7 protein-coding genes are annotated in these 12381 nt (G+C 55.0%); 5 read left to right on the forward strand and 2 right to left on the reverse strand.

Annotation, left to right across the window (positions count from 1 at the left end; translation table 11 throughout):
* Positions 1 to 85 precede the first annotated feature (85 nt).
* Positions 86 to 3109, forward strand: coding sequence for a hypothetical protein (locus Poly59_RS14185; RefSeq protein ID WP_246151652.1), 3024 nt, complete (start codon positions 86 to 88; stop codon positions 3107 to 3109).
* Positions 3110 to 3171: 62 nt separating this feature from the next.
* On the opposite strand, the gene Poly59_RS14190 is transcribed toward Poly59_RS14185, so the two are convergent.
* Positions 3172 to 4698 (reverse strand): sulfatase, encoded by a 1527-nt coding sequence (locus tag Poly59_RS14190; RefSeq protein WP_146534764.1) that lies wholly within the window; start codon positions 4696 to 4698, stop codon positions 3172 to 3174.
* Between the two features lie 93 nt (positions 4699 to 4791).
* The gene (locus Poly59_RS14195) at positions 4792 to 6234 is read right to left on the reverse strand and encodes a sulfatase-like hydrolase/transferase (protein WP_246151653.1); all 1443 of its coding nucleotides are present in this window, start codon (positions 6232 to 6234) and stop codon (positions 4792 to 4794) included.
* 116 nt (positions 6235 to 6350) lie between these two features.
* Between Poly59_RS14195 and Poly59_RS14200 the strand changes: the two genes are divergently transcribed.
* From Poly59_RS14200 to Poly59_RS14215, 4 genes are all read left to right on the forward strand, one after another.
* Positions 6351 to 6722 carry a PKD domain-containing protein gene (locus tag Poly59_RS14200; protein ID WP_146534765.1) on the forward strand — a complete coding sequence of 124 codons (372 nt, stop codon included), beginning with the start codon at positions 6351 to 6353 and terminating at the stop codon, positions 6720 to 6722.
* A gap of 94 nt (positions 6723 to 6816) precedes the next feature.
* Positions 6817 to 8337 carry an efflux RND transporter periplasmic adaptor subunit gene (locus Poly59_RS14205; RefSeq protein ID WP_146534766.1) on the forward strand — a complete coding sequence of 507 codons (1521 nt, stop codon included), beginning with the start codon at positions 6817 to 6819 and terminating at the stop codon, positions 8335 to 8337.
* Positions 8338 to 8447: 110 nt separating this feature from the next.
* Complete coding sequence (locus Poly59_RS14210) at positions 8448 to 11558, forward strand: efflux RND transporter permease subunit (protein ID WP_146534767.1); 3111 nt, start codon at positions 8448 to 8450, stop codon at positions 11556 to 11558.
* Positions 11559 to 11687: 129 nt separating this feature from the next.
* Positions 11688 to 12377 carry a VIT1/CCC1 transporter family protein gene (locus tag Poly59_RS14215; protein WP_146534768.1) on the forward strand — a complete coding sequence of 230 codons (690 nt, stop codon included), beginning with the start codon at positions 11688 to 11690 and terminating at the stop codon, positions 12375 to 12377.
* Positions 12378 to 12381 lie beyond the last annotated feature (4 nt).

The raw sequence follows: 12381 nt of genomic DNA on the forward strand, positions 1-12381 counted from the left end.
TTCGGTTGCTTTGTCCAAGACCTGTTGCCAGTGACGTCGATAGCATCTGTCCATTCATGAACCACTCGTCGAGTCGTCGTTCCTTATGCGTTTATTAATCTGCGTAACGTTCAGTTTTAGTTTTACGTTCGCTGTCGCGACCGAGCCTCGTCGCGTCGTCACCGACAACCAGAAACGAAGCATCCTTTCCGATCTCACTGACGATCACCGACCCGAAAACGGCAATGCGGACGCAGTCGCGACCAATCGGCCCCTTCAACTCATACACCAATCGGCAAGCGAAAATTCGACCGACGACACGCCTCCACAGCCGACTCGCACCGACATTCATATCAGTGGCGTCTATCCGCACCTGACGACCTACGGCGTCTACAGCCAGAACGGTGGTCACCACAAAGAAGGCCACAACGAATGCGGTATTGGCGCAGTCGTTCCTTGGGCCGGAAAACTCTGGATGGTCAACTACGCTCCGCACATGCCGCGGGGCAGCGAACACAAACTGTTTTCGGTGGACGCCGATCTCAGCAAACCGATGACGGTGCATCCGGAAAGCGTCGGTGGCACACCAGCAGGCCGAATGATTCACAAAGAATCGAATCAACTGTTGATCGCCCATCATTTGATCGATGCCGATGGAAACGTACGCACGATTCAACCAGCCGACATGCCCATTCGTGTTACAGCGATCGCGCGGCACTTAAAAGATCCGGCAAACATGGTTTACTACATCGACATGGAAGGTTCGATCTGGGAAGCCAACGTTCACACGCTGGCCGTCAAGCGACTCTTCAAGAAACCCGTGCCCGGCTGGCACGGCAAAGGCGGCTACACGTCGCAGGGCCGACTGGTTATTTCCAATAACGGAGAACTCCATGTCGGCAGTTACCAAGATGTGTTGGTCGGTGGTGAAGCAAAGAATGAAGAAGAACGCGGCGTGCTGGCAGAATTCGATGGCACGAACTGGAAAATCGTCGAACGTCGCCAATTCACCGAAGTCACCGGCCCTAGCGGGATCACTGGCGGCAGCGATGGCAATGATCCGATTTGGACGATGGGCTGGGACCGCCGAAGCGTTCGATTGAAGGTGCTTGATAACGGTGGGTGGCACACTTATTTGCTACCCAAAGCCGCGTACTGCAACGACGCTAGCCACGGTTGGTACACCGAGTGGCCGCGCATTCGCGAGATCACCGAAGGCCGCTGGATGATGGACATGCACGGCATGTTCTTTGATTTTCCAAAGACGTTTTCCAGCACCCATTCGGGCGGCATCAAACCAATCGGAAGCCACCTGCGGTACGTTCCCGATTTCTGCGACTGGAACGGAAAAATAGTCCTGGCCTCCGATGAAACTAGTATCCAAGGCAACCGATTAGCCGGCCAGCCTCAAAGCAATCTATGGTTCGGCGACTACGAAGACCTAAAAAAGTGGGGCCCCGCCAGCGGGTACGGCGGGCCGTGGATCGAGGACGAAGTCACAGCGAATGCGCCATCGGATCCTTTCCTTGTCGCAGGCTTCGACCGACGAATGATTCACCTAACGACCGGGCGAAAGACATCGCTGCCCGCCACACTCTTGCGGGCGACCGACCAGCAACCCATCACTGCGTTGCCCGATCAACTCGCGAGTTTACCGCGAGTCACCGTCAATCGTGGCGACTGGCATGAACCGGCACCGGGATTCCATTTCACCATCGACGGCCCAGCCACCGTCTACCTGGCCGTCGACAAGCGAGGAACCCCAACGCTTGATCCCAAATGGCGATTGACCGATCTGTTGCTGAAATGGGGCAAAGGATTCACCGATCGAATCTACTCGCGAAAATTTTCTGCGGGCGAAGTAACGATTCCCGGCAACGATGCAGAACACACCCCCGGCTCCTACGGCATGCCTCATCAGGCATTTGTATTGGCCGACAACGATACGACTATCCAAATCTCGGAATCCGGAAATGCGGCGGTCACTCGCCCTGCCAAGTCAACGAACGACAGTCCAGTCGAAAGCCCGGTGACTTTCACGCTGGAGGTGGATCAGAACGGAACCGGCCAGTGGGATCACTATCGGGACGTGACCGTTACTGCCAATGGATACGTCTCACAGATCCTGCCGGATGACTTCAACGCAACCTGGCTGCGTTTCAAAACCGACCGAAACTGCGTTGCCACCGCGCTGGTTCACCAAACAACAAAACAGTTCGTGGACGGCAAAGATCCCGCCAACGAAAAACTGTTTGCAGGGCTGGCTGATGTCCAAGACTCTGATGCGATCGGCGGTCTGCTGTACGCCGCCAAACGAAATCGCAACCTTCGGATCATTGATTCGGACGATCGTTTTTTTGAGTTCACCAAAAACAGCTTTGAATTCGAAACAGACTCAAAGGACGACAAACTTAACAAGTTGCTGCACGTTGAACCGGAGTTTTCCGTCGACAATTCGTCCGTCATCTTGAAAAGCCGCGGTCAAACCTACCGGTTGCCCAAGGGCGACGCCGCATACGACCGACCATTTGCGGCAGGCTGGCCACGCGACTCGCGGGAAGTCGCATCCGAGCGGCACCTAGCCAACATTCACGGAACCTTTTACGAAGTACCGCTGATCACCAACGGCGCCCCGCCTGCATGGAACCGAATGCGTCCGGTTTCTAGCCACCGCAAGCAAATCACCGACTTCTGCTCCTGGAACGGCTTGCTCGTTCTTTCCGGAGTCAAATCTGACGCAGTAGAAGACGGTCACGTTTTCCGCGACCCAAAACTTGGTATAGGACTCTGGCTGGGCGGCATCGATGACCTTTGGAAACTCGGCAAACCCGTCGGTCACGGTGGACCTTGGATGGAAACGAAAGTAAAAGCCGGCATTGCGTCCGATTCCTATTTGATGACAGGCTATGACCAAAAGACGCTGCAAATATCTCACAATTCTGCAAGTCCCGTCACCATCACTGTGCAGATCGACATTAACGGAAACGGCCTTTGGACAACGTACAAGAGTTTCAAAGTCTCGCAACACGCCACCACAACGCATGAGTTCCCAGTCGGATTCTCGGCCTGTTGGATGCGGGCGGTTAGCAATACAGATACCACCGCAACCGTTCAACTCGACTATCAATGAGTCGGTTTCGCAGACCGTAAACTAAGTCGCGCGAGACCGGAGCTTTGTCCTAGGCAGCACGTTTAGCGATCATCGGCAACCCCTGGTTTCTTCGTGAGATTTCGACCTCGGTGGTAAGGCGAATCAGTTGGCACGCCTAGGTTCGGCGCGGCGTCCACTGGCAGTGATTCGGTTAAACGTGATCTGACGTCCGACAGTTTAGGGTCGCTTGCACGGTTGTTAAACTCGTGGGGGTCTTCCTGCAGGTCATACAATTCTTCGATTCCATTGCCATACTTAATCAGCCGATATCGCGTGTCGGCAACAGCATGTGATGATGTCTCTTCGCGATCGAATTGATAGGAAGTCAGCGCCGGCGTGGTTCGCGCGGCCTGCGGATTTTTTAGCTGCGGAACCAGCGAAACGCCGTCGCACTGCACGGGAACGGAAATGCCGGCCAACTCGCACAGCGTCGGATAGACATCGGTCAGCGTTGCCGGCTGCTGAGTCTTCTGACCGTCCCGGCTAAGCCCCGGAGCATGAATGAACAACGGCACGTGCGTGGTTTGATCCCAGAGCGCGAACTTCTCCCAATTCTCCTTTTCACCAATGTGAAATCCGTGATCCGACCACAGGACCACGATCGTGTTGTCTTTCATCGGCGACGCGTCCAGCGCATCAAGCAACCGACCCAGTTGATGATCCACATAACTGATGCTTGCCAAGTATCCACGCATCAGGTGCGGCCACTGATCGTTGTCAGTGACCCACTTGTGCCAGTTGCGCCGGCCATGGTCGTGCGCGTCATCCAGATCATCATCACGAAGCTTTGGCAACTGAACTTCGTCGATGGGATACAGGTCAAACCACTTCTGTGGCACTTCCCACGGAATGTGAGGCCGAAACAGACCGACGGCAAGGAACAGCGGCCTGTCGCCTTCCCGCTGCATCTGTTCGGTCGCCCAGTCGACTACCAAATGATCGCCGTAAGTGTCCTCGGCCTGATCGGTGATCACGGCAGCGCCAAACAAGTGGTAGTTCAGAGGCCGCTTGCCAGTGAAGCCCGCGTTCTGGCCTTGCGAAAAAACCGGGCGTGGCCAATCGCCGGAAATCGGATCCAGCGGATCGCCTCGATAGTCGTCCCAGGCATCCGGGTCGTTCTGAGAATCACCCGGTGTCCACTGCAGCGTATGAAAGATCTTGCCGCCCCCGACGGCTCGATAGCCGTGATCGCGAAAGTGCTGAGACAACACCACCGCGTCCTTCAGCGCCGGCGATTCGTCTCGCCATCGAGGCCCGTGAGCACCGAACAGATTTCGATAAACCCCCGAACGCGACGGGTGCACCCCCGTCATGACCGCGACGCGCGATGGGTGACACGCCGGCGCCGCACAATGAGCATTGGTAAACGTGACCGAACGTTTTGCCAGTCGCTCAAAATTCGGAGTCTTCACGCCGGAATGATTGTCAAGCGGCGAGATGTAGTCGTTCAAATCGTCCACAGCAATGAATAGTACGTTCGGGCGATTTGCTGCCGTGCATAGTGATACCGACTGATCGCCTGCAAAGCTGAACAACAAGATAAGCGAAAGGAAAGCCAACGCCTTCATAAAACGGAATCCAGTAATCGGACTAACGAACCAAAGATGCACGGATGTCGCGGGTTGTTCTTGACCAAACAAATGTTTCCATCGTCTTTCTGCTTACTTGTCCGATGACGTCCTGCTGCGAATGTCCCAATCTTTCCACGGTTTGAATCCTTTTTTGCCGATTCCGAACGTCGGGACAGCATTCTCGGGCTGCAACGAACGATACGCTTGCAGCTTTGCAAACAAGTCCTTCACAACATCCGGGTGCTGGTCAGCCAGGTTTTCTCGTTCAAGTAAATCGTCCGGCATTCGATAAAGGTGAATTTCATGCTTGTCCGTGATTTCACTCTGCGCAACATCTGGGCCAATCACAACCAGTTTCCACTGTGCAGTTTTGATGGCGATCGTCTCGCGTTCTGCGCCTGACTGACCATGGTACGAATACCAGTCGCGTTCGGGGAAATCGGTCACGGTCCCTTCAAGCAGACCGCACAAATTTGATCCGTCAAGTTTGCTGTTAGCGTCTCGCCCGAAATTGGAATCAACACCGGCACTGGCCAAAACTGTGGGCAGCACATCGATGTATCCGATCGTGTTATCCAGCTTGCGTCCACCCTGCCATTTTGCCGGCCAACGAACACAGGCGACGACTCGAACACCGCCTTCGAATGTCGTCAGCTTGCTTCCGTGCAACGGTCGATTGTTCGCTTTGAACTGGCCGACACCGCCATTGTCACTTAGGAACCAAACCTGGGTGTTATCAGCTTCGCCGCTGTCTTCGATAGCCCGCAGCACCTGACCAACGCCCTGATCCATGCTCCAGATCATCGCCTTCAGCGTTGCTTCGTCGTCCGTCTTGCTGTTCTTGGCATAGCGGGCAATGTCTTCGGGCTTTGCTTGGAAGGGTGAATGCGGCGCATTGAATGGCACGTAACAGAAATACGGCGCAGCATCGACCGCCGACTCGCGAATAAAATCGGACGCAGCTTCGGCAATCAGATCAGTCGCATAGCCCTGTTTCGCCGAAGGCGTGTGGTTGATGTGCCAGTCGCGTTCACCGTCGCGTTCCAACTTGAAGTAATCGATCGCACCGTTGTAGTGGCCTTCAAAGTGCGTGAACCCCCGCGACAACGGGTGCCACTTCACATCGTGGTGCCCCAAATGCCACTTGCCGAAGATGCCGCGGTGCTTGTAACCGGCTTCGCCAAGAGCGTCGGCGATCGTCCGCTCCTGGACCGACAAGCCAAAGTTGCGCTGCGGTGGAATCACCGCTCGCGCCAAGCCAAATCGAATCGGATAGCGGCCGGTCATCAAGCCAGCTCGAGTCGGCGTACACATCGGTGCCACATAAAACCGATCCAGCTCAATCCCTTCACCCGCCAACCGATCCACGTTCGGTGTTTCGGTCCAATCCGAATGGTAGCTGACCGCGCCCCAGCCAAGATCATCCGCCAACATCACAACGACGTTTGGTTGCGATTCGGCTTGGGCAAGCGAAACTATCGGAACTGCGACCGTTGCAATAGCAACCATCAAAACGCATAAGGGCTGGTTCATATTTCACTTCTTGTTTTATAAATAGGTATCGCTAGACAATTAGCATCGATTGAGCGCAACGTCTTCGCAATGACCAATGACGCCGTGTGCCCTGCTCATTGCGAGAGAACACGGCAATGTCTTTTAAGTCATCGTTGATTCGTCAAACGGTACGACTACCCCACCGCGCCCAGACTTTACGTCCCACGTATTCGTGCGACGGGCGAAGCTCGAACGACAGCGATGGCACAATCTTCGCACGTCCGTGGGACTTCGGCGATGGAACCACCAGTGACCAACTGATACTGCGGCGTCAATATACATCGCTGCGCGTCTTCACGGCGACTCTAACCAGCACCGACGACGATGGCCTGACCGCATCGTCGAGCGTTGAAACTGCGGTTCGCACGACTCGATCGAACATCAAGTTAAGCCATGGACAGATCCTGTCCATCGTTGTGGTGAAAGTTTTTCTCTTACGTCACCGGCGGAAGCCGGAAATTGCCTAGACGCTGGCAAAATGCACTTTTAAGCCAGTGGCACGGTTCGTGCTATTGAATGAATCGAAACTGATTTCGAACACCATTTATATAGCGATCCTCGATGACCAACGTTCCCGCCAGGACTGAACCAACCGAACCTAAAGAATCATCTAACTCAAATTCCGGACTGCTTGCGAGTATCGCGAAAGTTGGGCCGACTTTGTTCGTGCTGGCCGTCATGGGCAGCGGTTGGCTGGCCGTTCACCAGATCAATACGGGAGCACAACCTGAGGAAGAAGAGTCCATCGTTGAAGTAGCAGCGGTTCCGGATTCATTGACGCTGCCCGAAGGCAAAGTTAAAGCAGCGAAGTTCGAGTCGGTGCCAGCACAAACGCAAGCAATGGAACATGTGCATACAATCCCGGGACGCATCCGCTACGACGAGACCAAGCACGTTGACGTCAAAGCGCCGATGGACGGCATCCTGGCAGAAGTGTTGGTGACGCCGGGCGAGCATGTCCAAAATGGGCAGTTACTCGCTGTGCTTCGCAGTTCGGAGATTGGGCAAGCTCGCGCCGAAGTGCTGAAGCGTCAGAAGGAACACGAGATCGCTCAGCAGATGCTGCAGCGCGAAGTGACGCTCGCCAAGAACCTCGACCAAATGTCGTTGATGTTGGATCAAGGCCAGCCCGTCGATTCGATCGATAACGCGATGCAGAATCGTGCATTGGGTGCCTATCGGCAAGACATTTTGTCGGCGTTGTCAAAGATGCAACTCGCATCAGAACTGCTAAGCAAGATCGAGCCTTTGGCCAACTCGGGTTCTGTTTCTGGTCGAACGATTCGCGAGCGACAAGCCGAACGCCAGATAGCAGAGACTGAATTTCGAACCGCTCGCGATCAAGCGACCTTTGCAGCGAAGCAAGCCAAAATCAATGCCGAAGCCAAACTCTCAGAGGCTGATCGTCAGCTGAACTTGGCTTGGCAGTCCGTTGAGACATTGCTTGGATACAAGGAAGACAAGGCGAAAGTCGATCTGAATAATCAAGAAGCTCTTTCGCGACTTGAAATACGTGCTCCGTTTGCTGGTTCAGTCGAATCACGCGGCTTCGCCAACAACGAACGAGTCACGCGTGGTGAGTCGTTGATTATTTTGGCGAACACTGATTCGTTGTACGTTGCCGCCAATATTCGCGAGAGTGACTGGTCGGCAGTATCGCTCGATCAAGGGACTTTGGTTTCAGTTTCGGTTCCCGCGCTCGAAGATCGCGTCTTTGAAGCCCGCATCCGCTACTTTGGTCGCGAAGTGCAAGCTGACACCAATTCAGTGCCCTTGGTGGCAACACTCAAAAACAGCGAAGGATTGTTGCGGCCCGGCATGTTCGTTCGTGTCACGATTCCTATCGGAAAGCCTCGCGAAGCCTTGTCAGTAAAGCCGGAATCAGTGGTTCAGCACGAGAACCAATCATTTGTGTTTGTGGACGAAAGTGGCGGCACGTTCAAACGCGTCGATGTTTCGACAGGACAAGCGTCCGATGATTGGGTGGAACTCACCAATGGATTACAGCCTGGACAACTGGTAGTGACGCATGGTGCGTTCTTGCTGAAGTCTGAATTGCTGCTGCAGGGCGAATCGGAATAGGTCCGTCTCTCTTTGTTACGCCGTTGCCTCTCGAAACTCGCGAAGAGTTTCGATCACCCCGCCATCGCCGAAAGTCTTGGCGACTTCCGATACCAATCTAGCTTTACGTCATGCTCACAAAAATCATTGAATTCTCCGTCGTCAACCGTGGCCTCGTCATCATCCTGACCTTGTTAATGGCCGGTGCTGGAATGTACTCGGCACTCAAGTTGCCGATTGACGCTGTTCCCGATATGACCAACGTACAGGTCCAAGTCGTCACTGACGCAGGATCATTGTCACCCGTCGAAGTCGAACGCTACGTCACGTATCCCGTCGAAAATACGATGGGCGGACTGCCCGACGTGGAAGAATTGCGTAGCGTTTCCAAGTTCGGCATCTCTGTGGTCACGATTGTCTTTGAGGAAGGCACGGACATCTATCGCGCTCGGCAATTGGTCGCAGAGCGTTTGCCCGACGCCGCGGCGGTGATCCCGCCGGGGTACGGAACGCCCGCCGTTGGTCCGCTGACCACGGCACTTGGTGAAATTCTGCAATTCGAGGTTCGCAGTGATAAGCACACGCCTATGGAATTGCGGACGATGTTGGAATGGGAAATTTCACCTCGATTACGACAAGTGCCAGGCGTTACCGAGATTAACACGCATGGCGGATACTACAAAACATTCGAGGTTCAGCCCGACCCAGACCGCATGACTAGCTACGGTATCCCAATGGATTTGCTGTTCTCGCGACTGCAGAACAACAACAGTACTTCCGGCGGCGGCTACGTCATTCATCATGGCGAACAACGCTTCATCCGTGGTGTCTCGTTGCTGGAATCTGCTGAGGATATCGGATCCGTTGTTATTCGTCGGGAACCCGATGGTAATCCGATCCTTGTTCGCGATATCGCCAAAGTCAGCATCCAGCCAATGACTCGCCAAGGCGCGGTCACACGTGATGCACGTGGCGAAATCGTTACCGGGTTGGTGATGATGTTGATCGGCGAGAACTCTCGCGAGGTCGTTGAGCTTGCCAAAGACCGCCTCAAAGAGATTGAAGTCACTTTGCCCGAGGGGGTGTATCTGGAAGTGACGTACGACCGAGCGGCGTTGATTGGCCGGACTCTCAAGACCGTGCTGACGAATCTGACCGAAGGCGGGATGTTGGTCATCATCGTATTGCTACTGATGCTCGGCAATTTGCGAGCCGGCATCATCGTGGCGCTCGCCATTCCCCTTTCGATGTTGTTTGCAACGAATGTCATGTTGGCTTCAGGCGTGACGGCCAGTTTGATGAGTCTTGGTGCGATCGACTTTGGCTTGATCGTCGACAGTAGCGTCATCATGGTCGAGAACTGCATCCGAAAACTATCCCACGACAACGGTGACGCCAATCATGCGGACATCATTCGTGACGCCGCTGTCGAGGTTCGTAAACCGACGATGTTCGGCGAACTCATCATTGCGGTAGTGTTTTTGCCGATCCTGCTGCTCGAAGGTACCGAAGGAAAGCTGTTTCGTCCAATGGCTCTTACGGTGCTGTTTGCCCTGGGCGGATCGATGATTTTGTCTCTTTCATTCATGCCAGCGATGGCGTCGATCTTCTTACCCAAGAAGATGAGCGAAGAGGAAAACTTCCTCATTCGACTGGTTAAATGGATCTATGAGCCAATCGTTACGCGAGCGATTAAGCATCCGGTTGTTACCATCGCCACCGCGCTCACGCTGTTCGCGATCAGCCTGCCGATGGGGGCAAACCTGGGTGCCGAATTCATGCCTCGCCTCGAAGAAGGAGACTTGCTGGTCGAAGCGTCTCGTTTGCCGAGTGCGACGCTGGAGGGATCGATTGAAATGTCGACTCACATCGAGAGCATTCTCAAAAAGTATCCGGAAGTCAAAACCGTTTTCTCGAAAACTGGGCGACCGGAAATTGCCAACGACGTGATGGGAGTTCATCAAACCGACGTGTGGGTGTTGCTCAATCCCATCCACGACTGGCCAACACCTAAGACTCGTGATGACTTGATCGAGGAAATGTCCGAAGAACTCAACGCGAATGTTCCCGGAGTCGCGTTCGGTTTTACGCAGCCCATCGAAATGCGGGTTGACGAACTGGTGGCAGGCGTAAAGGCCGATGTCGCGGTGCTGTTGTACGGCGACGATATGGAAGTCCTGGGCACAAAGGGCAAAGAGATCGAGGCGGCGCTGCGTTCGATCCCAGGTGCCGTCGACGTCAAAGCCGACTACCAGGCAAACTTGTCAACACTAACGATCAAAACCAAACCCCAAGCACTGGCTCAGTACGGTATCGATGCACAAGTCGTCTTGGACGTGGTGTCCTCGCTCGGCGGACATCAAGTCGGCCAAATCTACGAGGGGCGAGCACGCTACCCGATCATGGTCCGCGTGCCAGAACAATGGCGAGAAAATTTATCGTTGTTGGAACAGGTTCCGGTCACTGACTCCAATGGTAAAGCGGTTCCGCTGAAAGAACTCGCCGACATTCGTTTGGAAGAAACGCCGCCGACGATCGAACACGAAGGCAACCGTCGCCGAACATTCATCTCCGCCAACGTTCGTGGACGCGATGTCGCAACATTCGTAACCGAAGCACAACGGGTGATCCCCGAGAAGGTTGACATTCCTGCGGGCTATGAAATCCGCTGGGGCGGCGACTTTGAAAACCTGCAATCGGCCAGTCGACGACTCGCGATCATCACGCCGATCGTTTTGGTTATCATCATGTTGCTGCTACACACCAGCCTCGGTTCGATGCGTCTGGCATTCCTGATCTTCCTAGCTGTTCCAATGGCTGCATCCGGCGGGATTATCGCGTTGTACCTGCGTGAGATGCCATTCAGTATCTCGGCCGGAGTTGGGTTCATCGCTCTATTCGGTGTCGCGGTGCTGAACGGTTTGGTCTGGGTCAGCGCCGCCGAGCATCTTCGAGAAACCGGGATGCCGCTCGGCCTAGTCGCCCATGAAACGGCGCTTGTTCGTCTGCGTCCGGTGCTGATGACCGCGCTTGTCGCAAGTCTCGGTTTCCTTCCGATGGCTCTGTCGACTAGTGACGGAGCCGAAATGCAACGTCCGCTCGCGACTGTCGTGATCGGCGGACTGATCACCTCCACTCTACTAACGTCGCTCTTTGTCCCGTGCGTCTATCCATGGTTCGCACGCGGTTTGAAGCACGTTGAGTTGACACACAATGGAGAACCAGAACCAACGCTGCACTAAACCTCTTACAACACACGGTGGGCGGCGGTTGGCGAAGCTCGTTCAATCGGCAGACTTGTTTGTGAATGCCTTCTAAACAAGGATGTGGGCGAAAGCCCCCGTCTGCCATCTTTAACATGAGATACTGCTTTGATCCACATCGAACGTCACCGAACCGATCGAATCGGCTGGCTCCGCGCCGCTGTCTTGGGGGCCAATGATGGCATTGTCTCCACGGCCAGTTTAGTCGTCGGAGTCGCCGCTGCTGAAACGAGTCGAACGAGCATCCTGTTGGCGGGTGTCGCCGGACTGGTTGCCGGTGCGATGTCGATGGCCGCCGGCGAATATGTTTCCGTCAGTTCACAATCTGACACCGAGAACGCTGACCTAGCCCGCGAAGAAAACGAACTCGCAACAACCCCCGACGCCGAACTGCGAGAACTTACCGCGATCTACGTCGATCGTGGACTCGACGAATCGCTCGCCCTGCAAGTCGCCAAGCAATTGACGGCCCATGATGCGCTCGGGGCGCACGCGCGTGACGAACTCGGTATCTCCAGTTTTACCACGGCCCGCCCCACCCAAGCTGCACTCACATCGGCCGCAACATTCGCAGTCGGTGCGAGCCTACCGCTAGCCGCAACCTTTCTAACGCCCGTCCCGAGCATCCCAGTCGTCGTTTCCATTCTCTCACTCGCTTTTCTCGCAATACTCGGCGGTATCTCAGCTCGAGCAGGTGGAGCCCCCATCGCCAAAGCCGTCACCCGAGTCACCTTCTGGGGAGCGATCGCCATGCTCGCCACGGCCGGCATTGGCTACCTGTTTGGCGTTGCCGTCTAAATAC

It is taken from the genome of Rubripirellula reticaptiva (assembly GCF_007860175.1).
Lineage (GTDB): Bacteria > Planctomycetota > Planctomycetia > Pirellulales > Pirellulaceae > Rubripirellula > Rubripirellula reticaptiva.